14 protein-coding genes are annotated in these 22,974 nt (G+C 65.0%); 5 read left to right on the forward strand and 9 right to left on the reverse strand.

The window, feature by feature from the left end:
• Positions 1-229: 229 nt before the first annotated feature.
• Positions 230-2,425 (forward strand): TonB-dependent siderophore receptor, encoded by a 2,196-nt coding sequence (locus tag SR3_RS15305; protein ID WP_245653939.1) that lies wholly within the window; start codon positions 230-232, stop codon positions 2,423-2,425.
• Positions 2,426-2,665: 240 nt separating this feature from the next.
• Here the strand turns inward: SR3_RS15305 and SR3_RS15310 are convergent, their stop codons facing one another.
• The 3 genes from SR3_RS15310 to SR3_RS15320 are packed head-to-tail and all read right to left on the reverse strand — an operon-like array spanning position 2,666 to position 8,427.
• Positions 2,666-4,075, reverse strand: coding sequence for an efflux transporter outer membrane subunit (locus SR3_RS15310; RefSeq protein WP_068087808.1), 1,410 nt, complete (start codon positions 4,073-4,075; stop codon positions 2,666-2,668).
• A gap of 3 nt (positions 4,076-4,078) precedes the next feature.
• On the reverse strand, positions 4,079-7,213 hold the full coding sequence (locus SR3_RS15315; RefSeq protein ID WP_068087811.1) for a multidrug efflux RND transporter permease subunit: 3,135 nt from the start codon (positions 7,211-7,213) through the stop codon (positions 4,079-4,081).
• 47 nt (positions 7,214-7,260) lie between these two features.
• Entirely contained in the window at positions 7,261-8,427 is a 1,167-nt protein-coding gene (locus tag SR3_RS15320) for an efflux RND transporter periplasmic adaptor subunit (protein WP_068087813.1), read from the reverse strand.
• Positions 8,428-8,586: 159 nt separating this feature from the next.
• Between SR3_RS15320 and SR3_RS15325 the strand changes: the two genes are divergently transcribed.
• From SR3_RS15325 to SR3_RS15340, 4 genes are all read left to right on the forward strand, one after another.
• A complete protein-coding gene (locus SR3_RS15325; protein WP_068087816.1) occupies positions 8,587-9,288 on the forward strand; it encodes a response regulator in 702 nt (233 codons plus the stop codon).
• Positions 9,285-10,379, forward strand: a complete 1,095-nt coding sequence (locus SR3_RS15330) for an ATP-binding protein (protein WP_084455607.1) — start codon at positions 9,285-9,287, stop codon at positions 10,377-10,379. Before SR3_RS15325 ends, SR3_RS15330 begins: the two co-directional genes overlap by 4 nt.
• Positions 10,380-10,668: 289 nt before the next feature.
• Positions 10,669-11,352, forward strand: a complete 684-nt coding sequence (locus SR3_RS15335; RefSeq protein WP_068087821.1) for a response regulator transcription factor — start codon at positions 10,669-10,671, stop codon at positions 11,350-11,352.
• Entirely contained in the window at positions 11,339-12,703 is a 1,365-nt protein-coding gene (locus SR3_RS15340) for a sensor histidine kinase (RefSeq protein ID WP_068087823.1), read from the forward strand. Before SR3_RS15335 ends, SR3_RS15340 begins: the two co-directional genes overlap by 14 nt.
• Before the next feature lie 58 nt (positions 12,704-12,761).
• On the opposite strand, the gene SR3_RS15345 is transcribed toward SR3_RS15340, so the two are convergent.
• The 6 genes from SR3_RS15345 to SR3_RS15370 all read right to left on the reverse strand — a co-directional run bounded on the left by SR3_RS15345 (position 12,762) and on the right by SR3_RS15370 (position 22,960).
• Positions 12,762-13,781 (reverse strand): YncE family protein, encoded by a 1,020-nt coding sequence (locus SR3_RS15345; RefSeq protein WP_068087825.1) that lies wholly within the window; start codon positions 13,779-13,781, stop codon positions 12,762-12,764.
• Positions 13,782-13,801: 20 nt separating this feature from the next.
• A complete protein-coding gene (locus SR3_RS15350; RefSeq protein ID WP_068087828.1) occupies positions 13,802-16,327 on the reverse strand; it encodes a TonB-dependent receptor in 2,526 nt (841 codons plus the stop codon).
• A 536-nt stretch (positions 16,328-16,863) separates the two neighbouring features.
• Complete coding sequence (locus tag SR3_RS15355) at positions 16,864-19,206, reverse strand: TonB-dependent siderophore receptor (protein ID WP_169805645.1); 2,343 nt, start codon at positions 19,204-19,206, stop codon at positions 16,864-16,866.
• Positions 19,207-19,280: 74 nt separating this feature from the next.
• Positions 19,281-20,267 (reverse strand): FecR family protein, encoded by a 987-nt coding sequence (locus tag SR3_RS15360; protein WP_169805646.1) that lies wholly within the window; start codon positions 20,265-20,267, stop codon positions 19,281-19,283.
• A complete protein-coding gene (locus SR3_RS15365; protein ID WP_068087835.1) occupies positions 20,254-20,778 on the reverse strand; it encodes a sigma-70 family RNA polymerase sigma factor in 525 nt (174 codons plus the stop codon). The genes SR3_RS15360 and SR3_RS15365 overlap by 14 nt, the downstream gene beginning before the upstream one ends.
• Positions 20,779-20,863: 85 nt before the next feature.
• Positions 20,864-22,960: a TonB-dependent siderophore receptor gene (locus SR3_RS15370; protein ID WP_245653940.1), complete on the reverse strand. Its 2,097-nt coding sequence runs from the start codon at positions 22,958-22,960 to the stop codon at positions 20,864-20,866.
• Between the last annotated feature and the right edge of the window lie 14 nt (positions 22,961-22,974).

Below are 22,974 nucleotides of genomic sequence, written 5' to 3' on the forward strand. Positions count from 1 at the left end.
CATGGTAGGTCTGTGGCGGGAAGGCCGACAAGGCCCAAATTGACGCCGATCCTCGACGCGGCTTTTGCGGGGGGCGAAATCGCCATTCCGCGCGCGGCATCACTGGTTCAGCGGATGCCGCATAGCAAAACCATAAAGGATATTGCAAGCCATTATCAATAGCGATAGCCGCACCCCAACGTCGCTCGATCGCGGCGTCGATTGATATGACGAACAGCGGGGAACGACATTGACAACCAAATTCAAGCTCTGCCTGAGCGTGGCGCTCGTGGCATGTGCAACGCCGGGTTGGGTGCATGCCGCCGATGCGCCTGCACCCGCCGCGCCATCGCCTGCTGAAAAGGGCGCGCCGGCCAGCGAGGACGAAACGGGCATCGTCGTCAGCGGTAAATATACGATCCCCAACAAGATCAACACCGCCACCGGCCTTGGCCTCACCATCCGCGAGACGCCCCAGTCGGTCAGCATCGTGACCGCGCAGCGCATCCTCGACCAGAATCTCATCAGCGTGAAGGACGTGGTCGAGAACGGCATCGGTGTGGTCGTCAAGGAAACGGATGACGTCCGCAACGCCTTCTACGCGCGCGGTTTTCAGATCCAGAACACCCAGATCGACGGCGTGCCGACCGCTTGGGTGCTGGGCGGCGACCGGGGCGAGACCATCGCCGACGTGTCGATTTACGATCGCGTCGAGATCGTGCGCGGCGCCACCGGCCTGCTGAGCGGCGTGGGCGATCCTTCCGCCTCGATCAACTTCGTGCGCAAGCACGCCGACAAGACGGAATGGGGCGGTTACGCCAACGCCGCATACGGCAGCTGGGACACCTGGCGCCTGTCGGGCGATGTCGGCGGCAAACTCGACGCCGACGGGCGCGTACGCGTGCGCGGCGTGGCCCGCTATGAACAGGGCAAGGGCTTCACCGATTTCTACCGGAACAAGAAGCTCGTGCTGTACGGCGTCGCCGATGCGGACATCACGCCGGACACGCTGCTGCGCGTGGGCTTCAGCCATCAGAAGAACACGCCGCACGGCGTCTTCTGGGGCAGCCTGCCGACCTTCTACAGCGACAACACCGTCGCCAAATGGGACCGCTCGAAGACGACCACCCAGCCGTGGACGACCTGGCAGACGGTCAATCAGTCGCTCTTCGCCACGCTCAGCCATGATTTCGGCAATGGCTGGAGCCTGACCGGCAATTACAACCGCAACCGCAACACCCAGTTCACGCAGATCCTGTATCTCTCGGGCAAGGTGGACAAGACGACCGGCCTCGGCCTCGCCAGCAACCCCTATTCGGCCTATGGCGAGAGCATCCAGAACAGCTACGATGCGCAGTTGAAGGGCAAGCTGACCGTCTTTGGCCGCGACCATGAAGTGGTGCTGGGCTATCTGAACAGCGTCATCAACCGCCAGACCGATTCCTACACGCCGCTCGGCGGCTATCCGCCGGCGGGGAACTTCCTGACGTGGAACGCCGATTCCTATCCGAACGCCGGCTTCTCGACGACGCCGAACGTGGGCGTGGAAAAGCAGCGGATCAAGCAGATCGGCTATTATGGCGCGTTGCGCATCAATGTGGCGGATTGGCTGAAGGTGATCGGCGGCGGGCGTCTCGCCTCGTGGCGGCAGACTGGCGTGGCTTATGGCACGGTCAGCAATTACGGCAACAAGGACGTCTTCATTCCCTATGCCGGTGTGCTGGCGGACCTGGCGCACAACCATCGCCTGTATGCCAGCTACACCACCATCTATCAGCCGCAGAACCTGCGCGACAGGAACTACAATCAGCTCAACCCGGTCACCGGCAAGTCCTATGAGGTCGGCGTGAAGAGCGCCTTCTTCAACGAGGCGTTGCAGACCTCGGCCGCCCTGTTCCGCATCGAGCAGGACAATCTCGGGCAGGTCGATGGCGCGCAGATCGCCATTCCGGGCGTCACGCCGACCCAGCTGTACCAGCCCTATGTCGGCGCGCGCGGCGTGGTGAGCGAAGGCTTCGAGCTTGAGGCGACGGGCAGTCCGCTGCCGAACTGGAACCTGAACGCCGGTTACAGCCTGTTTCGCGCCAAGACGGCCGCCGGGCTCGATGCCAACGCCGATCAGCCGCGCAGCGTGTTCAAGGTCTTCTCGACCTATACGATCCCGACCCTCCTGAAGGGCTTCACCTTCGGCGGCGGTGTGAACTATCGCAGCTCGGGCTACACGAACGGCACGATCACCGGCACCACCACGGCGTTCCGTTTCCAGCAGGATGGCTTCGCGCTCGTCAGCCTGATGATGCGCCTTAACCTCACGGACCGGGCGAGCCTGCAGGCGAATATCGATAATTTGCTGGACAAGACCTATTACAGCCAGATCGGCTCGTTCAGCCAATATCGTTATGGCGAGCCGCGCAACTTCACGGTGAGCGCGAACTACCGCTTCTGATCCGGCAATGTCGGATCCGGTCATGCCGATGGCGTCGAGGGGCGGGTGGCGACACCTGCCCCTTTTCGCTGTCCCGCTGATCTTCGATCACTGAGTGCGATTTGACGCATTTTTCGACTCGGCGCCCCACGCTTTGCGATCGCAACGGGCTCCGGTTGATGCCATGAACGACCGGCATTGTAACGAGGGACGCTGGACCCGCAAAGGCCGGCTTTTCAGCGAGATCAGGCGTTAAGTCCCTCACTTGAGCCCGCCCCCAAGCGCTCCATAAAGCGCGATGGCGGCCGCCAATTGATCCTTTCGCAGGGCCAGCAAGGTCTGCTGGGCGCTATAGGCGCTGCGCTGGGCATCGAGCAGTTCAAGGCGGCTGTCGACCCCCGCCGTATAGCGCAGACGGGACAGCTCCGCCCGGCGGTCGGCGGTGCTGACAGACTGCAGCTGGGCCGCCATCTGCGCGCCATAGGTTGCCTGAGCCGCCAGCCCGTCGGCCACGTCGCGGAAGGCTGACTGGATGGCCTTTTCGTAAGCGGCGACAGCCTGCGATTTGCGCACATCGGCCAGCCGCAGTGAACCGCGCAACTGCCCGCCCTGGAAGATCGGCACTGTCAGCGCAGGCGCGAAGGACCAGTTGCGGCTGGCGCCGGTGAACAGCGTGTCGAGCGCGAGGCTGCTGCCGCCAAAGGCGCCGGTCAGCGTCAGGCGCGGGAAGAAGGCCGCCCTCGCCGCGCCGACATCGGCATTGGCGGCGCGCAGCGTGTGTTCGGCCTGCACGATGTCGGGGCGCCGCTCCAGCAGGCTGGAAGGCAGACCGGCATCGAGCCGGGTGACGATGGGCTGTTGCATCAACCGGGCAGGGGCGGGCGGATCGCCCGGCAGACTGTGGCCCACGGCGAGGGTTAGAGCATTGTTTGCCTGAGCGATTTCCCGCTCGCGCTGCTGCAGGTCGGCCTCGGCCTGGCGGACCAGCCCCTCGGCCTGTGCCACCTCAAGGCCGCTGCTTTGCCCGGCATCGCGCAGGCGGCGGGTGAGATCGAGCGATTGGTGCCAGTCGGCCAGTGTCGAGCGGGTCAGCTCCTCCTGCTCTGCGGCCAGTTGGCGTGCCAGCCAGGCATTGGCAACCGTGGTGATGACGGTGATGCGGCTTGCCCGCGCACCTTCTGCCGTCGCCAGATAGCGTTCGAAGGCGGCCTGACTTTGCGATTTCAGACGGCCGAACAGATCCAGCTCAAAGGCGCTGAGCGCCACCTGCCCATTCCACTGGCCATATTCAAAGCCGCTTGCGCCGACGCCGTCAGACAGCCCGACCCCCGCCCCGGCGACCGAGGAAGGGATGCGCTGGCGGGTATAGCTGCCCTGCGCGGAAAGCTGAGGCAGACGAGCGGCATCGGTGACGCGGAACTGGGCGCGGGCGGCCTGGGCCTCCATCACGGCGATGCGCAGGTCGCGGTTGTCGTCCAGCGCCAGCGCGATCAGCGCGCGCAACTGTGGATCGCCCAGCATGGCCTGCCAGCCCAGATCCTCGGCTTTGGGCGCATCGGTCGCACGGGTTTGAGGATAGGCCGGGGCCACCGGCAGGGCGGGGCGCTCCAGATGCGGGTTCATCGAACATCCGGCCAGCGCCAGCAGGGGGAAGATCGTCAATCGGCGCATGGCTCAGGCCTCCTTTTGCGCGGCCACGGGTTTGGCGGTGCGGCCCAGTTTTTCGGCCAGTTTCTCGGACAGGCCGAGCACCACCACGAAGAACACCGGCACCAGAAACACCGCCAGCGCCGTGCCCGAGATCATGCCGCCGAACACGCCGGTGCCGATGGCATGCTGGGTTTCGGCGCTGGCTCCACCGGCGATCATCAGCGGCACCACGCCCAGGGTGAAGGCCAGGCTGGTCATCACGATGGGGCGCAGGCGCACGCGGGCGGCGGCAATGGCCGCCTCGACCAGCCCCATGCCCGCTTCGCGATATTGCTTGGCGAATTCCACGATCAGGATGGCGTTCTTGGCCGACAGGCCGATGATGGTGATCAGCCCCACCTTGAAGAACACATCATTGGCCATGCCGCGCAGCAACACCGCAGCCACCGCGCCGATCAGCCCCAGCGGCACCACCAGCATCACCGAAAGCGGGATCGCCCAGCTTTCATAGAGCGCCGCCAGCACCAGAAACACCACCGCCATCGACAGGGCCAGCAGCATCGGCGCCTGAGCCGCCGACTGGTTTTCCTGCAGCGACTGGCCGGTCCATTCCACCGCAAAGCCGCGCGGCAGTCTGGCGGCCAGCGTCTCCATCTCGCGCATGGCATCGCCGCTCGACACGCCCGGCGCGGCCGATCCCGCGATGCGGACCGAGGCATAGCCATTGTAACGCACCAGTTGCAGTGGGGTCTGCCCCCATTTGGGCGTCACCACTTCGGCAAGCGGCACCATCCCGCCGGAGGCATTGCGCAGATTGAGGCGCAACAAGGCGCCCAGCTGCATGCGGTTGGCGGCATCGGCCTGCACGATCACCTGCTGCATCCGGCCCTTGTTCGGGAACTCGTTGACATAGGTGGAGCCCATCGCCGCCGACAGCGTGTCGCTGATCTGGGAGAATGGCACGCCCAGAGCCTGCGCTTTCTGCCGGTCGATATCGAGGCGGATGCTGCTGCCCGCAGGCAGACCATCGGGATAGACGCCCGCCAGCTTGCTGCTCTGCGCGGCCATGGCCAGAAGCTGATATTGCGCCGCCACCAGAGCATCCTGCCCTTGTCCGCCGCGATCTTCCAGGCGCAGGGCAAAACCGCCCGAATTGCCCAACTCGTCGATGGCGGGGGGCATCAGGCTCATCACCACGCCTTCCTTCACCGCGGAGAGCGCCTGCGTCGCGCGGGCGATCTCGTCGGCGATGGTGGCGCCGTGCCGCTGGCTCCAGTCGCGCAGCACGGTGAAGGCCATGGCGGCATTGGGGCCCGAGCCCGAAAAGCCGAAGCCCATCACGGCCTCATTGGTCTCGATCCCCGGCCTTTGCGCGACATGGCGCTCAAGCACCTTCATCGCCGCGGAGGTGCGGGCGGCGGTGGCATCGGCTGGAAGCTGGAAGCTGGTGATGAAATAGCCCTGATCCTCCTCGGGCAGGAAGGCGGAGGGCAGGTTGGCATAGGCCACGCCCAGCAGGCCGACCATGGCGGCAAAGACCAGCATCGCCCGCCCGCCGCGCCGCAGCAGCACGCCGACCCAGCGCTCATAGCCGCCGGTCAGCGCCTCGAAACCGCGATCGAAAGCGGCGAAGAAGCGGTTCTTTGCGGCATGGCCCGACACCGGCTTCAGCAAGGTGGCGCACAGCGCAGGCGTCAGCGACAGGGCCAGAAAGGCCGAGAACAGGATCGACACCGCCATGGACAGCGTGAACTGGCGATAGATCGCCCCCACCGATCCGCTGGCCAGCGCCATGGGCAGGAACACCGCCACCAGCACCAGCGTGATGCCGATCACCGCGCCGGTGATCTCCTTCATCGCCTTTTGCGTCGCCTCGCGCGGGGCGAGGCCTTCCTCGACCATCAGCCGCTCGACATTCTCGACGACCACGATGGCATCGTCGACGATGATGCCGATCGCCAGCACCATGCCGAACATGGTCAGCACATTGATCGAGAAGCCCGTCACCCACATTACGCCCAGCGTGCCCAGCAAGGCGATGGGCGCGACGATGGCGGGGATCAGCGTGTAGCGGATGTTCTGCAGAAACAGATACATCACCAGAAACACCAGCACTATCGCCTCGACCAGCGTATGGACGACCTTCTCGATGGAGACGGTGACGAAGGGGGCGGTGGTGAAGGGCACGCGCCACTCCATGCCCGGCGGCATGGCGCGGGCCAGATCCTTCATGCGCGCCTCGACGGCATTGGCCGTCGCCACGGCATTGGCGCCGGGCGCCAGCTGCACGCCGATGGCGCCCACGCCGCGTCCGTTCTCACGCGTGGACATGGCATAGCTTTGCGCCCCCAGTTCCACCCGGGCGACATCGCCCAAGGTGACCGAGGCGCCATCGGTGTTGGCCTTCAGCACGATGCACGCGAATTCCTCCACGCTTTTGAGCTGCCCATCGACGGTCAGCGGCACCTGCACCTGCTGCCCCGGCGCGGCAGGTTCTCCGCCCAGAGCGCCCGGCGCAATCTGGATGTTCTGCGCGGCGATGGCGCCGGTCACATCCGACATCGACAGGCCATAGGAGATCAGCTTTTCCGGCTGCACCCAGATGCGCATCGCCCGCTCGGCGCCGAAGTTCTGCACCTTGCCCACGCCGGGCACGCGCTTGATTTCCTCCACCACATTGCGGGTGAGGTAGTCACTCAAGGTCACCTCGTCATAGCGCCCGTCGGGCGAGGCCAGACTGACCATCATCAGAAAGCCCGAGGCTGCCGATTCCACCGTCACGCCGGTCTGCCGCACCATCTGGGGCAGGCGCGGCTCGATGGTTTTCAGGCGGTTCTGCACATCGACCTGCGCCATGTCGGGATCGGTGCCCGGCTTGAAGGTGGCGGTGATGCTGGCCTCGCCCGAGGTATCGGTCGAGCTCTCGAAATAGAGCAGGTTCTTGACGCTGGAGAGCTCGCGCTCGATCAGCGCCACCACGCTGTCATTCATGGTGCGCGGCGTGGCGCCCGGATAGCTGGCCGAAATCGACACCGAGGGCGGCGCCACGGTGGGAAAGCGCGCCACGGGCAGCTGCGGCAGGGCGATCAGCCCCGCCAGCACGATGGCGATGGCGATCACCCAGGCAAAGACCGGGCGGTTGATGAAGAACTGGGGCATGGAACCGGGCCTTTGCGAGCAGGGGCTTGGGCAGGGTGGAGAGGGTTTCAGGATTGCGGAGACGGGGCGCGGTGCTGGTCGACAATCACGACTGAATCGCCCTTCCACGGCAGCGCCTTGACCGGGGCGCCGGGCTGAACGTGATCCATGCCGACCACCACCACCCTCTCGCCCGCGCGCAGGCCCGAGAGGATCAGATAGCGCCCGTCCACCACATCGCCGATCTGCACGTCGCGATCATGGAGCCGCTCCTGCCGGTCGACGACATGGACCTGCGCCTTGCCTCCGGCATCATGGCTGACGGCCTGCTGGGGCACGGTGACCGCATGGGGCAGGCTGAGGCGCGGCAGCCGCGCCCGCACGAACATGCCGGGCAGCAAGCGCCGCCCCGGATTGTCGACCAGCACGCGCACCACCGCATTGCCGGTGCCGGCGTCCACGCTGACATCCGAGAACAGCAGGCGGCCTTTCCGGGGCAGAACCTCTCCGCCGGCGCCGATGATGTCGATGGGCGCATGGGTGTCGAAACGCCCCTGCGCCGCCGCTTGCCTCAGCCGTTCATAGCGTTCGGCGGGCTGGCGCACGTCGATATAGACCTTGTCGATCTGCTGCACGGTGGCCATCGGGGCGGTATCGGCGGTGGACACCAGCGCACCCTCGGTCACGCGCGCGGCGCCGATCTGCCCGGCGATCGGCGAGGTCACCCGCGCAAAACCCAGATCCAGCCGCCGCCGGGTCAGGGCCGAGCGGGCCTGCGCCACATCGGCGGCGGCCTGATCGCGGGCGACCACCGCATCGTCGAAGGTCTGGCGGCTGATGGCGTCGGCGCCCACCAGCGGCCGCAGGCGGTCGGCCTGCTGGCGGGCGCGGGCATGGGTCGCCTCGGCGCGGGCCAGCGCGGCGGCGGCGCTGCCGGCATCGGCGGCGAAGGGGGCCGGATTGATCTGGAACAGCGGTTCCCCGGCGCGCACCATGCCGCCCTCCTCGAACAGGCGGCGCTGCACGATGCCGCCGACCTGCGGACGAATCTCGGCAGTGCGAAAGGCCACCACGCGACCGGGCAGATCATCGGTCAATTCGACTCCGCCCTCGCTCGCCGGGGTGACCAGCACCACGACCGGGGCCGGGGGCGGCGGGGTCGCATCGCCGGCGCAGGCCGCCACGGCCAGCGCCAGACCTGTCACTCCTGCTCTCATCATGGTCTTGCGCATCATGTCCGGCTGGCTCCCTTCGCGGATAATGGGCAGGGCCTCTGGTCGAGGACGGTTGCTCTTGCGTGGAGATTGTGTGGAGGTTTCGTGGAGGGCGCTGGCCTTGGCCGGGCCTGCGCTGTTATGCGGCGCCAGGGAGACGAGCATGGCACCGATCGAACGATGACTGCGCTGGCACTGATTGCCGAGGACGATCACGATATCGCCGACATCCTGCGCGCCTATCTGGAGCGCGAGGGGCTGCGCACGGTGCATGCCGCCGACGGGCGGGCGGCGCTGGATCTCCATCTGGCGCTCAAGCCCGATATCGTGCTGCTGGATGTGTCGATGCCGCGGATGGATGGCTGGCAGGTGCTTTCCGCGCTGCGTCAGGCATCGGCCACGCCGGTCATCATGGTCACCGCGCTGGATCAGGACATCGACAAACTGCAGGCGCTGCGCATCGGCGCCGACGATTATGTGGTGAAGCCCTTCAATCCGGTCGAGGTGGTGGCGCGGGTCAAGGCGGTGCTGCGGCGCAGCGGCGCGGCGGGCGGCGGCGGGGTTCTGCGCGTGGGTCCGCTGGAGATCGATACGGAGGCGCATATGGCGCTGGTGCGCAGCGGCCAGCATGACGGGCAGGATGTACGGCAACTGGCCCTGACGCTGACCGAATTCCGCCTGCTGGTGCACATGGCGCGCACGCCCGCGCGGGTGTTCACGCGCGGGGATTTGGTCGATGCCTGTCTGCCCGGCGCCGATGCGCTGGACCGCACGGTGGACAGTCACATCAGCAAATTGCGCCGCAAGCTGGAGGAGGCCGGTGCGCCCGGCATGCCCGCCGGGGTGCGCGGCGTGGGTTACCGTCTGGTGGCGCGGGCATGAGCGGACGCACCGAGTTGCGGCGGCATCTCTCGCTGGCGATGCGGATGGTGGCGGTGATCACGCTGCTGATCGGCTTTATCGCCTTTGACGTGATCTATGCGCTGATGCTCTACATCCGGCCCGAGCTGTTCCCGGCTGATTTCTCGCCCTGGTTCACCGGCTGGGACCTGCTGATCACCATCGGCGTGGGGCTGCTCGCGGCTTGGCTGGCCTCGGCGCTGGCGATCCGTGTGTCGCGGCGGATCGTGGCGCCGCTCAATGCGGTGGCATGGGCCGCGCGGCAGATCGCGGGTGGCAATCTGGGCGCGCGGGCACAGGTCGATCTGGAGACGCCCGGGGAGACACGCACGCTGGTCGAGGATTTCAACGCCATGGCCGAAAGGCTGGAGACGATGGCGCGCGACAAGGTGGTGTGGAACGCCCAGATCGCGCATGAGCTGCGCACGCCCGTCACCATTCTCAAGGGGCGGCTGCAGGGCGTGGCCGATGGGGTGTTTCCCATGGATGAGGCGCTGATTGCGAGTTTGCTGACTCAGGTTGAGGGCTTGCGGCGGTTGGTCGAGGATCTGCGCGGCGTCAGCCTGGCGGAGAGCGGGCATCTCGATCTGCAGCCGCGCCCGGTCGATCTGGCGGCGGAAATTCGCGATCTGGCGGTGCTGGTTGAACCGGGGCTGGTGCAGGCCGGGTTCCGACTGGAACTGGCGCTGGAGGAAGGGGTCTTCCATGTGGATGCGGCACGTATGAGGCAGGCGTTGATGGCCCTGCTGGACAATGCGCAGCGCTATGCCGACCCCGGCGCCTTGAAGGTTTGCTTGCGGCGGGAAGGCGGCAATGGCGTGCTGGCGGTGGTGAATGAGGGGCCGCCCGTGCCCGATGCCATCGCGAAACAGATGTTCAGTCTGTTTGTGCGAGGGGAAGGCGCCGCCGAGCGGCATCGCATGGGCTCAGGTCTTGGGCTGGCCGTGGTGCAGGCCATCTCCAGGGCGCATGGGGGGGAAGCTTCTTATGCGCACACTGCTGAAGGATCACAATTTATCCTGGGATGGCCGGAAACGCCGGTATGGCGGTTCGAGCCGGATATCTTATGCTGAGGCGCGAGATTTCGCGTGAACGGATGGCCGCTTCTCTGGCGCGACGCATGTGAAGGGGGCTCCCGGGGCGACAGTCTCGGCGTTGGTCCAGTGGACATCCGTGCCATCGGCCCGCATGCGATGCAGGATGACGGCCAACCCTGTCACTCGCTCAGGCGGGGCGAAATCTGAAACATGAAATGGATTTCATGGTTCCGGGAATGGAATTTGGCGATTCAGATGGCATCAGGCAAGGTCTGGCAAGCCTGCCTGCCCCAACCGAACCATGCCCGGGATCGAAGATTAGCCTATGCCAAGGATCCTGATTGTCGAAGATGACGTGGCCACCGCCGGGGAGATCGCCTCGGCGCTCACCGATCATGGGCATGTCACTCAGATCTGCGGGAACGGGCGTGAAGGGCTGTTGGCGGCAGCGGCGGAAAGTTTCGATGTTCTGGTTATCGACCGTATGCTGCCCGGCGGCATGGATGGGCTGACCATCGTGACCACCCTGCGCGCCATGGGCAACACCGTGCCGGTGCTGGTGCTCAGCGCACTCTCGGCTGTTGATGAGCGGGTGCGCGGCCTCAAGGCGGGGGGCGACGATTATCTGACCAAGCCTTTCGAATTTCTGGAGTTGACCGCGCGGATTGATGCCCTGCTGCGCCGCCGCACCGACAGTGCGCGGCAGACGGTGCTGCGCGCCGGCGATCTTGAACTGGATTTGCTGACGCAGAAGGTGCAGCGCGCCGGGCAGCCGATCGAGCTTCTGCCACGTGAGTATCGCCTGCTGGAATATATGCTGCGCCATGCCGGGCAGGTGGTGACGCGCACGATGATCTTCGAGGAAGTCTGGCATTATCATTATGACCAGCCCTCCAATGTGATCGACGTTCACGTCAGCAAGCTGCGCCGCAAGATCGAGCCGGGCGATGCGCTGCCGCTGATCCGCACGGTGCGCGGCGCGGGATATATGCTTCGTGCGCCCGATTGACCTGCCGCGCACCAGCGGTTTCCGGCTGGGCCTGCTGTTTCTGGCGCTGTTCAGCGCGGCCTCGCTCGGCATATTCGGCTTCCTCTACGTCCAGAACAGGCAATTCCAGATCGCCAACATCGATGACTGGATCTTACGCGAGTCCCGCGCCCCTTTCGTCGCGCCGCTGCCCGAAGTCCGGCAGGCGTTCGATCGCCATGCCCAGAGCAGCGGGGGCCAGCTGACGCGGGTCTTCGCCCTCTATGGGCCGGACGGGCAGGTGCTGGCCGGAGACCGCCTGCCGATGCCGCGCCCCGTTGCCGTGCTGGATCAGCCCTTCTTCTTCGATCTGAGGGTGGGCCCGGCGATGCGCCATTACCGTGGCATCGCGCATCGCTATGCCGGTGGCGAGGTGGCGCTGATGGCGCAGGATCTGCACGACACGCGTGAGATGGATGAGGCCTTCTTGCTCACCGTGCTGTGGGGCGGGTTGCTGACCGGCCTGCTGGGGATCGCCGGTGCCGTGATTGTCGGCATCGGCACGGTGCGGCGCTTCGATGCCGTGGCGCAGGCCATTCAGCAGATCGTGCGGGGGGATTTCTCGCGGCGGCTTCCCACCCATGGCAACTCGGGCGATCTCGATCGGCTGGCGCATGTTGTCAATGGCATGCTCAGCGATATCGAGCGGCTGATGCATGATGTGAAGGGCGTCTGCGACGGGATCGCTCACGATCTGCGCACGCCGCTGACCCGCATTCTGGCCGGGCTGGAACGATCCCAGCGGCAGAGCCGGACAAGCGAGGAGCATGTTCTGGTGATCGATGAGGCCATCGGTGAATTGCGCGATGTGCTGCGCACGTTCTCGGCCATGCTGCGGATCGCGGAGCTGGAGGATGGCGCGCGGCGCGCGGGCTTTGCGCAGGTCGATCTGGCGCGGATCGTGGAGGATGCCGTTGAATTCTACGAGCCCGCCGCCGAGGATCGAGAGATCGCGCTGCGGCTGCATGGGCCCGAAGCGGGGGCCGATGGCCTGCTCACCATGCCCGGCGATCCGAGTCTGATCTTCGATGCGGTGAGCAATCTGATCGACAATGCCATCAAATTCACGCCCATGGGCGGGCAGGTGGATGTCTCGCTGCGCTTGCGCGCGGGTCGCATCGAGATCGGCGTCAGCGACACCGGCTGCGGTATTCCCGAGGCCGAGCGTGACGCGGTTTTCCAGCGCTTTTACCGCGCCGATCACAGCCGCAAAACGCCGGGCAACGGGCTGGGGCTTACGCTGGTGCAGGCCATCGCCAAGCTGCATCATATGGAGATCGCGATAAGCCCGCGCGATCCCGGCACAGGCATCGTCCTGAGCTACGCGACCTGATCCCGCCTTGCAAGGCGCCCCCCTGCGCACGGCAAATTGCGCAGGGGGGCGGTCCGGATCAGCGCGGGGATAGCGCGAGGATCCGGAAACTGCCGGAGACAACCGTCTTGGGCTGCCCCTTCACCACAGGGTTCAGCCGGGCCGAGGGCAGGTAAAGCCGCCCTGTCGCCGGATCGAGCGCGGCGGTGCGGGCATTGGGCCCGGTGGCCACGGCGGGCAGCACATGGGCCCCGGCCTTGTCCATCGCGATGACCGAGAGCGAGCCGCTTTCGCCGCAAGGCACCAGGAAGCGGTGATGGGCCGCGTCCCAGATCACCGTATCGGGGCCCATGCCGATGGGCAGCATGCGCACCACCTTGCGATGGGCGATGTCGACCAGCGCGGCCTTGCCATTGGCGCAGGCGCTCAGCGCCAGTCCGTCCGGCCCCATGGCCAGACCGGTGGGGCCTTCGCAGCCGGGCAAGGGGATCGTGCCCGCCGGCTTGTTGGTGGCCAGATCGGCCAGTTCGATCTCGTTGAAGTCCTCGGTGTTCACCGCCAGCAGGGTGGGACTGGCCAGCACCGCCACTTCCAGCCCGGTTTTGAGCGGAATGCGCCCGGTTTCCACCTTCTTGTCGAGATCGACCACGGAAATCGCCCCCGCCTTGGCCGCCATCACGTAAGCCTTGTGGCCATCGGCGCTCAGCACTGTTGCGTCGGGATCCTTGGCGACGGCGATGTGAACCAGTTCCGCGCCGCTCACGCCATCCAGAATGCGGACGCTGTCGTCGAACTTGCTGGTCACCAGGATCTGGTTATGCCCGGGCAGCGGCACCACGGCGTGGGCGTAGGCAATCTCGCCGATCGCGCGCACATTGCGGGTGGCAGGGTCGATCACCAGCACATCCTTGCCATGGGCGATGAGCAGGCGTTGATGCTCGCCATCCCATTGGGCGAAATCCCAGAGATCGTCAGGAGCCTGAATGGCGGGCAAGGGCCTGAAGGCTGGAGCAGCGGGCGCGGCGATGGCCATGGGCGCGGCCAGCACGCCCAGCAGCGCGCTGGTGGCGGCCAGCAGGGAACGGAAGGGGGAGGGCATTGCGGGGGCTCCTTTTTGCATCAGAATTTCAGCTTCACGCCGGTCTCGATGGTCGCATCGTAGAATTCGCGCTGGATGGGGCGGTTGGGCGAACCTTCGTAAAAGCGCAGGGGCGCATTGGTCAGGTTCTTGACGTTGAGGTAGAGCTGGACGCGGCGCGACAGATCGTAACTGCCGTTCAGATCCAGCGTATAACGGCTGTCCTGAAAGACGTCGGTGGCGCGGCTGGAGCCGACGCCGAAGAGCACCGTGCTTTCGAACTGCGAGGCGAGGCGGACCTTGGCCTTGCCGCGCTCATAGAACAGCGCCGCGTTCCACGATGTGCCGAACGTGCCGGGCAGGGCGACATTGCCTTCACCCGCGCGCAGGCCCACGCCGCTGTTCACATGGGTGAAGTTGGCGTCGATGCCAAAGCCGCTCAGCAAGCCGGGCAAGCCTGTGAACTTGTCGACGAAATTCAGCTCGAAGCCGCGCGCATGGGCATGGCGGGCGTTCTCATAGGTCGAGACGAGGAAGACCCCCGCATTGCCCTGATAGCCATTCACCCGGTTGGTGCGGGTGACGACATAGTCGAGCAGCTCCTTGTCGAAGCCGGTGATCGAGATCACCCCGGCATCGGGCAGGTAATATTCGAGCGAGGCATCGAAGTTATGGCTGTAGGTGGGCAGCAGATTGGGATTGCCGGTGCTGACCGTCAGCCCGCCGAAATCGACGCTGGTGGATTGCTGCGTCTGATAGAAGCCGGGCCGGGCGATGCCGGTGGAATAGGTGGCGCGGGCGACCAGCTTGGGGCTGGCCTGATAGCGCAGCTGCAGCGTGGGGAAGACATTGTCGTAATTGCGCGTTGTGGAGAGCGGGGTCAGCGTGGTGTTGCCATTGGCGTCGGTGTTGCTGCCGATGCCGCGATAGACGGCATGGGTATGCTCGAAACGCAGGCCCGCCAGCACGCCAAGCTTGCCGAAGGTGCCCTGATACTGGGCGAAACCGGCGGCGATGTTCTCGGTGTCGTCGAAATAGCCGCCCGGATTGAGCGCCAGCCCGCTGTTGTTCTGGGCGAAAAGCGAGCGCAGCGCCGGGCCGTTGATCACCGGGCCGATGTCATAACCGGCGTGGTAGAAATCGGTGACATTGCCGCCCACGGCGTCTTGCGAGAGAGAACGCGTGCCGGAAAGGTTGGCGCTGGCGGTATAGGGGCGGGCCACCTTGTCGCGGAAGCGCAGCTTGGCGCCGACTTTGATCTCGTCATTCGGCGTCAGGCCGATGGGCAGCGAGAGGCTGCCCGCGCCCGACCATTCCTGATCGACGTCATGCTCGGTCTGGTTGCCGATGCCGCTTAGCGTGTAATTGGCCGGGTTGGTCAGGCCGGTGCCCTGCGTGACGCTGTAATGCGGCAGGTCGGGGTTGGAGATGTTGTCATAGGCGATGGTATAGCTGTTGGTGTTGTCATAGGTCGAATTGTAGTCGTAATGCTTGTCGTAACTGGCGCGTGAATAGGCGCCCCAATATTCGAGATGCGCTTGGCCAAGATGATTGTCGCCGCCCAGCTGCACCACGATGTTGCGATGGGTTTCATCGTAATCGCGCAGAGTCTTCTGCGCCGAGCCCGTGTCGGTCAGCATGTTGCCATTGGCGGTGGGATTGCCGTCGAAATTGAGGATCATGCGGTTGCGATAAGCATGCTCATTGTAACCGGCCATGCTGGCGCGCAGGTAATAACGCTGGCCTTCCGACGGCACGAAATCCATCTCGCCCGAATAGCCGAAGCGCTGACGGTGATAATCGTATTTGCGCAGTTCCAGCGCGGCAAAAGCCTTGTCCGGCGTGCCTGCCGCATCGACATAGCCCGCTTCCATATCGTGGAAGCTGCGATGATCATTGTAGAGGAACTGGCTGACCACGAAGGAAACCTTCGAATCCTGCCCGCCGATGGGGCCGCCCAGCACCACCTCGTCGCGATAAAGCCCCTTGCCCGCGAAGGTTTCGACACCGCCGCCCAGCGTCACGTCGGCGAACAGGCGATTGGCGCCGATGGCGGTGCGCGGGGTCAGTTCCACCGATCCGCCGATGCCCTCGGCGTCGTGATCAGGCAGGCCGGTCTTGATGATGGACATGCGGTCGACCGCGCCGATGGGCACGGTGTCGAATTCCACCGCGCGGCCCGCGGCGTTGAAATAGGTGCCGCCCGGCTGGGTGTTGAGCAGCACCACGCCGCCCATGGTGGAGCCGTTGAAATTGCCGTCGAGGCCGCGAATGTTGATGAAACGGCCTTCGCCAGTGTCGATCGACAGGGCGACGCCGGGCATGCGGCTGAGCGCCTCTGCGGCGTTGACGTCGGGATATTTGGCGATGGCTTCAGCCGCCTGCACGTTGATCAGGTTGGGTGCGGCCTTTTGCTCTTCACGCGCGGTATGCGCCAGACGCCCCGAGACGACGATGCCGCCTTGATCCGGGAGGTCGTTGGCCGGAGCGGCAGTGTCCTTGGCCATGGCTGCGGAGGGCAGCATGGCGAAGGCAAGGGCGGTCAAGGAGATGAGTCGAGTATGCATGGTGGTCCCCGGCTTTTATGAAAATTTATGCCGGCTCATTCAATCGGAAATGTTACAGTTATAGTGTCGATAATTGTTGATTATTGCCAACATATCGTAACATTAAATATATTTAATGATGGTGTGGAGTGTATTTTAAAGAATTGTTTCCTCTGTACTTGAATTAAGTTTTTGATGATCTGCTGTTTTCAGGTCGTGGAATTCGCCTCGATGAATATGGCGAGCTTTTGTCTCACGCCCCAAGCCAATCGGCTCCGATTGGACAAAGGTGATTTTCAGGATGGAAACTGCCCCCCGGCGCCTCAGTTGCGAGGACGGGTTCAGCTTTTGCCAGTTCTAAGGCGCCGAGAGATGTCTCGCCGGGCTGGATAGCCTTCACATCCTCCAGGAGCGCGGTGTGAACAGCCCGGCAAGTTCCGCCACACCCATGCTCCAGAGCTTCGGATCGCATCGCCGAGCCCCGCAAGGAGGCCTCGACGAGGCTCCTGGGATGGTGCGCCCACACCCACACCCGCAGCCACACCGCCGCCGCTTCATCACAGACGTAGCGACGCGCTGATGTTCACGGTCAATGGATTGCCCTGCGCCACAAGGCTCGATCCTGTCGCGGCCCAATAGCGCTTGTTGGTGATGTTCGAGGCATAGATGCGCAAGACCGTCTTCCTGTCTGCGATGGCGGTGGTGTAACTGCCGCCCAGATCGACGGTGGAATAGCCACCGACGAAGGCCTGATTGAGGGCGTTCACCGGGCGGGCTCCCACCCGGAAGATGCCGCCCGTCAGGCTGAGCCCCTTCACCATCGGCAGCTTATATTCGAGGAAGGCGGAGCCTGAGAATTTGGCGCTGTTCTCGATCTGCCTGCCCACGACCGTCGGATCGCCCGAACGTTGCCTGGCGTCGAGAAAAACGCCGCTCATCGACAGGGAAAGGTTGCGGGTGATCTCGCCGGTGCCGCTGAACTCGAAGCCCTGATAGCGGGCGCGGCCGTCCTGCACGAAATATTGCGCGGCGTTGATGTAGGTGGAGGCGCGGTCGACGCTGAACCATGCGCCGGTCAGCAGCAATCCGCGCAGCGGCTCCACCTTCACGCCGATCTCGCGCTGCTTGCTGAGCGATGCGGGCAGTTGTTCCCCGGCGTTTTTCGCGATCTGGATGGCGATGCCGCCGCTCTCCAGCCCCTCGATGTAATTGCCATAGAGGCTGGCCCAGCGCGCCGGCTTGAGCATCACGCCATAGGACCAGGTGCCCGGGCTGGTTTTATAGTAGCTGGTCAGGCTTTGGTCGCTGTATTCGGTCTTGCGATACCCCACCGTGGCCTGAAGCCAGCTCTGGAAGCTGAGCCGGTCAAAGATATAGAGCCCGGCGTCACGAATGGCGTCGCGCGAGGCCACCACATGGGCGCCGAGGGCCTGCTCGGGAATCTCGACCGGAGCATAGAGATTTTGCGCAAAGCTGCTGCGCACGGCTGTCGGCGTCACGACATCGCGCGTGTTGAGCGAAGCGCCCAGTTGCAACTGATGCTCGATCGGGCCGGTCTTGAAGGCGCCCGTCACATCGCCGCGATAGATCACATTGCGGTAATTGCTGTTGTTGGTGGTGGCGATGCTCAGCGTGCCGTTGCCCGTCGCAAGGTCATAATTGCTGAAGGAGGAATAGCGGCGGTCGCGCTGCATATAGGACTGCCCCACGGCAACCGAGACGCTCCAGGCCGAGGAAAGCTCATATTGCGCCCGGCCCAGCAGATTGACCTCCCAGCCATTGCCCTGCATCCATTCGCCGCCCAGATTTTTCGAGGCCGGGGGCAAGGGCAGGACTGTGATCCGGCCATTGACCGCAGCGGGCAACACATATTCGGTCGGCTCGGTGATCGTCTTGTAGATATAGCCCGCATCGAGCTGGATCGTCAGCTTCTCGACGGGTTTCCAGTCGAAGGCCCCGGAAACAAATGTGCGATGGCCTGCGGTGCGGTCGATCCCGGTTTCCAGCGAGGCCGCGCCCGCGTTGATCCGCAGCCCCGCCTTGCCAAACGGGCGGCTGATGTCGATATCGCCGCCCAGCGTGCCATGGCTGTCGCTGAAGACCTCGAAGCCGGTGACCGGCGCCTTGTCGGGGCGCTTGCTCACGAGGTTGACGATGCCCGAGGGGCTGGCGAAGCCGTAATAGAGGCCTGCCGCGCCTTTCAGCACCTCGACGCGATCCTTGTCCTCAAGGGGGATGTCGAGAAAGGTGATGATGGGCAGCACGCCGTTCAGGCGGAAGTTGGTGGTGTTATCCACCGGAATGCCCCGGATGGACAGGTTGCTGTAGATCGTGGTGTTGATCTGCGCCTGGGTGACGCCCGCGGTGTTGCGCACCGCGCCGAAGATCGAGCGGGCCTGTTGCGCGTCGAGCAGGGTGCGTGGAACGACCGTGACGGTAAGCGGCGTGTCGATCTGGCGGGCGTCGCGGAAGGTGCCCGCCTGCATGTAGTCGGCGCCGAAGCTGTTCTGGCGGTCGGCGGTGACCACGATCTCTTCCAGCCTTGGTGGCTCGCGTGAAGGTTGGGGCAGGGAGGCTGCGGCCACCTCGGCAACGATCACGAAGCCGCCGGCCCCGTCGCTCTGGTGGCGCAGGCCTGATCCATCGAGGAGTTGGTTCAGCGCCTGCGTGGGGCTGAAGCGGCCATGCAGGCCTTTCGACCGCTTGTTCGCAGTCAGCGTGGGCTCATAGGACACAGGGATATGCGTGACCCGCCCGAACTGGTTGAGGGCCGAACTCAAAGGCCCTGACGGGATATCATAGGTCCGCTGCACGCCCGTCGATTGGCCGAGGGCAGGCGCGGCAACCCCCGCCATTGCCAGTGCGGATGCCAGACCAGCGACCAAATATGTTCCACGCAAGATATCGAACTCCCCTGATGCTCTCATCAAAGGGGACGGATGAGAGGGGCCGCGGGACAGTCCGCCGTGAAAATTTATGGCTGCCGGATGGAGCGGCGGCGGATTTGCGGGCGTTCCGGATCGTGGCGGTCGATGAGGATCGGCTGCGATTGCGCCAGATTGTCGAGCGCCCGATCGGTGGCGCTCAGCGGGAAGACCCCGGAAACCCTCAGGCCTGCCAGTTCGTCACGATCAAAGCGGATCGGCTGCTGGCGCCAGCGGTTGAAGTCATCGAGCACATCGATGAGCGGTCGATCCTCGACGGGGAGCCAGCCTTCGCTCCACGCGCCCGCATCGCCGGGGGCGATGGCGCTGAGCGGCAGCGCCCGGCTCCCGGCAAGCCGCGCCCGCTGGCCGGGGCCAAGGATCAGGCATGCATCGGCATGGTGCCCTGCCGGGCAGACGCGGACATGCGAGCTGATGACAGCCACCTCGGTGCCGGAGGCATCCTTGCGGACGGTGAACTCCGTGCCCATGGCCTCGGCGGTGCCGTCGCTGGTTACGACGGTGAAGGGGGCGTGGTGCTGCCTTGCCACAACGGCGAGCAGTTCGCCTTGCAACAGCCGGATGTGCTGGCGGTTGCTGTCCCGGTCGAGCGCCACGGCACTGTCGGTCGACAGCGTGATGCGGCTGTCGTCAGCCAGGGATACACGCCGCGTCACGCCGATCGGCGTGCGTTCATCGGCCAGCAGCACTTGATAGGGGGCGCTGTGGCGGACCAGCAGGCCTGCGCCGATCAGCAGGCCCAGACCCAGAACCGCACCGCCGATCCGGCGCCGCGGGGGAAGCAGCAGGCGGCGCAGCGTTTCGCGCTCGACCGCATCATGCTGCTCGATGCTGGCGGCAAGTCCGCCCATTCGCTGGATTGCCAGAGCATGCGCCGGATGGGCATCGCGCCATGACAGATAGGCGCGATTGTCGGCTTCGTTGGCCTCGCCGGATTCCAGATGGGCGAGCCATTGCGCTGCGGCTTCGACGATGTCCCGCGTCGGTTCAGGGGCCGGCATGTCAGGAACGGTCACCCGCTGCCCCATAGGCGGCCACATAACAATGGGCATAAGCCTTCGCGATATATTGCTTCACCATGCTTTTGGAGACGCCGAGTTCGGCAGCGATGGCGGCATGGCTCCAGCCATCAAGCCGCGCCAAAAGATAGGCGCGCCGGGCTTTCCCGGCCAACATATCGAGCGCCTCGACGATCGCGCGCAGTTCGCTGACGGCTTCGGCGATGCGATCGGGGCCCGGTTCGGCCATGCCCTCCATCACGGTGGCATGGGCCTGAAGAAAAGCGGCCTCCACCCGGGCGCGGCGGGCATCATCGATGATGAGCCGCCGGGCAATGGTCGCCAGGAAGCTGCGACCGTCCCGGATCGATCGGGCCTCCGCGCCGGTTAACAGGCGGCAGAATGTGTCCTGCGCCAGATCCGCCGCGCGCTGGGGGCAGCGGGTGCGTTGCAGCAACCAGCCTCGCAACCAATCGCTGTAGGCGGTGTAGAGCGTGGCGACATCGCTGATCGCTGGGGCGGCAGTCACGGCATTCCCTTTGTTCAGCTGATGCGGATGATCCCGCCGTCCTACCTTTTGTGTAATTAACTCGCAATAGCGTCTCTGCGCTTGGTCACAGCCGGGCATCGAGTGTCACGCGCCAGCTGCGGGGCGCGCCTGGCGTGGTCCAGACGTTGGCGTAGCTGCTGGCGGCGTAATGCTTGTCGAAGAGGTTATCGAGGTCGACGCGCAGATCGAGATGCCGGTTGACCCGCACCGTGGCATTGGCCCGCGCGATCATATAGCCCGGCAGCATATAGCCCGAGGCATAGGGATCGCCATTGCGCTGGCCGACATAAGTCACCCCGCCGCCCAGCGTGATGCGGCCCAGATCCTGCGCGGCATAGATCGACCCCATGTGGTTGGGCACATTCGACAGGCGCGTGCCGATCAGCGCGGTGTTCTTGTCATTCTCGACCGTGGCATCGAGATAGGTGTAGGTCGCGGTGACGAACAGGCCCGCGCGCAGGTTCAGCGTGGCCTCTGTTTCGACACCGCGCGAACGCTGGCGCCCGATCTGCGTTTTCACGAAAGGATCGGAAGCATTGGGGTTGAGCACATTGCGCTTGGTCATGTCGAAGAGCGAGGTCTGGCCGGTCAGCGCCTTGCCAAACAGGCTGTATTTCACGCCGACCTCCTTGGATTCGCTCTTTTCCGGATCGAAGGTGCTGATGCCGTCGGAAGGGTTGAGGCGGATCGAGCGGCCCCAGCTGATGTAAAGCGCTAGCCCGTGCGTGGCATTCCACGTCAGCGCGGCGCGTGGGGTGAAGCCCTGGTTGCGCGTGTTAAGATGCAGATCGCCACTCAGATGGTTGATCAGCGTCTCTCGGAAACTGTTCCAGCGACCGCCCAGCAGCAGGGTGACGTCGCCGCGCGTCAGCAGATCCTGCGCATAGACGCTTTCGCTGGCGAAGCCATCGCGGAAATTCTGCTGTGTTGGCATGGTGTTGGTGGTCTTGCCATACACGGGATCGAGCGCATCGATGGTCAGGATCGGCGCGGTGGCGGTGCCGCGCGCCTGAAGCATCAGCTGGCTCTGGCCATGGCGCACGCGGTCGGCGCCGAGGCGCACATCGTTGGCCACGCCCAGCAGGGTGAATTTGGCGGTCAGTTCGGCGCGGGCGGTCAGATTGTTCCAGTGGAAATCGTGATAGCGCCGCGTGCGCCCCACCGTGCGTCCATCGGCCTGCAGCCCGCGTGCGCCGAAATCGGCCTGCGTGGAAAAGCCCTGAAGGCTACCCTGCCGCTGCGACAGGCCCAGCTCCAGAGACATCGCATCGCTCAGCGCGGCGAACAGGCTGCCCTGCTGCCAGAAGCTTTTCTGGTCGATCCGCCCGTCGCCGGGCTCACCCAGAAAGCTGCGCCGGTCCATCGCCAGCGCATTGCCGCCCAGCGCCACCACGCCGCGATCGAGCGGCGTGCGGTTGCGCATATATTCGGCCTGATAGAGGAAGCGCAGTTGCTCGCTGGGCTTGAAGGCGAGGGAGGGCGCGATCAACTCCCGGTTGGAATGGACAGTGTTGCGGAAACTGTCCTTGGCCTCGCTGACGCCGATCAGGCGGGCGCTCACCGTATCGGACAGCGCGCCGCCGACATCGCCCGTCAGGCGGCGATTGTGCCAGCTGCCATAGCTGAGCGAGGCTTGCGCCTCGGTTTTCGTCGGTGGCGCCTTGGTGACGATATTCAGCGAGCCGCCTGGCTCACCCCGGCCCGACAGCGCCGCGGCGGCGCCTTTCAGGAACTCGAAACGCTCGACCGTGGCGGTGTCGATGGGGGCGTTATAGCCGAAATTGCTGCTGAAGCGGTTGACCAGAATATCCGGGCCGCTGTTTTCGTCACCGGCGAAGCCGCGCACCGAATATTTGTCCCACAGCCCGCCGAAATCATTCTGCCGCGCCACGCCGCCGGCCAGATCGAGCGCATGGTCGAGACGGGTGGCGCCCAGCTTGCCAAGCATTGCGGCGTCGATGACGGTGACGCTCTGCGGATAGCGCATGGAGGAGGCGTGGCTGCCGGTGATGCTGGCGCTTGCTTCGCGCAGGCCGGTCACCACGATGCCGCTTTCCGGGCTGTCGGCGGGCTCGGGCGCGGTGTTTCCGGCCCATGCCGCCTGGCTCAACAGCCCCATTGGCGTCAGGGCCAGGCCCAGACACCAGAACAGACGCTTCATCATACACTCCTTGC

The sequence above is a fragment of the Novosphingobium rosa NBRC 15208 genome (genome assembly GCF_001598555.1).
Classification (GTDB): Bacteria; Pseudomonadota; Alphaproteobacteria; order Sphingomonadales; family Sphingomonadaceae; genus Novosphingobium; species Novosphingobium rosa.

Bases quoted from the DNA above. Each gene is read 5' to 3' on its own strand.
- SR3_RS15310 (WP_068087808.1), bottom strand. From the start codon at position 4,075: ATGCGCCGATTGACGATCTTCCCCCTGCTGGCGCTGGCCGGATGTTCG.
- SR3_RS15315 (WP_068087811.1), bottom strand. From the start codon at position 7,213: ATGCCCCAGTTCTTCATCAACCGCCCGGTCTTTGCCTGGGTGATCGCC.
- SR3_RS15320 (WP_068087813.1), bottom strand. From the start codon at position 8,427: ATGATGCGCAAGACCATGATGAGAGCAGGAGTGACAGGTCTGGCGCTG.
- SR3_RS15325 (WP_068087816.1), top strand. From the start codon at position 8,587: ATGACTGCGCTGGCACTGATTGCCGAGGACGATCACGATATCGCCGAC.
- SR3_RS15330 (WP_084455607.1), top strand. From the start codon at position 9,285: ATGAGCGGACGCACCGAGTTGCGGCGGCATCTCTCGCTGGCGATGCGG.
- SR3_RS15335 (WP_068087821.1), top strand. From the start codon at position 10,669: ATGCCAAGGATCCTGATTGTCGAAGATGACGTGGCCACCGCCGGGGAG.
- SR3_RS15345 (WP_068087825.1), bottom strand. From the start codon at position 13,781: ATGCCCTCCCCCTTCCGTTCCCTGCTGGCCGCCACCAGCGCGCTGCTG.
- SR3_RS15350 (WP_068087828.1), bottom strand. From the start codon at position 16,327: ATGCATACTCGACTCATCTCCTTGACCGCCCTTGCCTTCGCCATGCTG.
- SR3_RS15370 (WP_245653940.1), bottom strand. From the start codon at position 22,960: ATGAAGCGTCTGTTCTGGTGTCTGGGCCTGGCCCTGACGCCAATGGGG.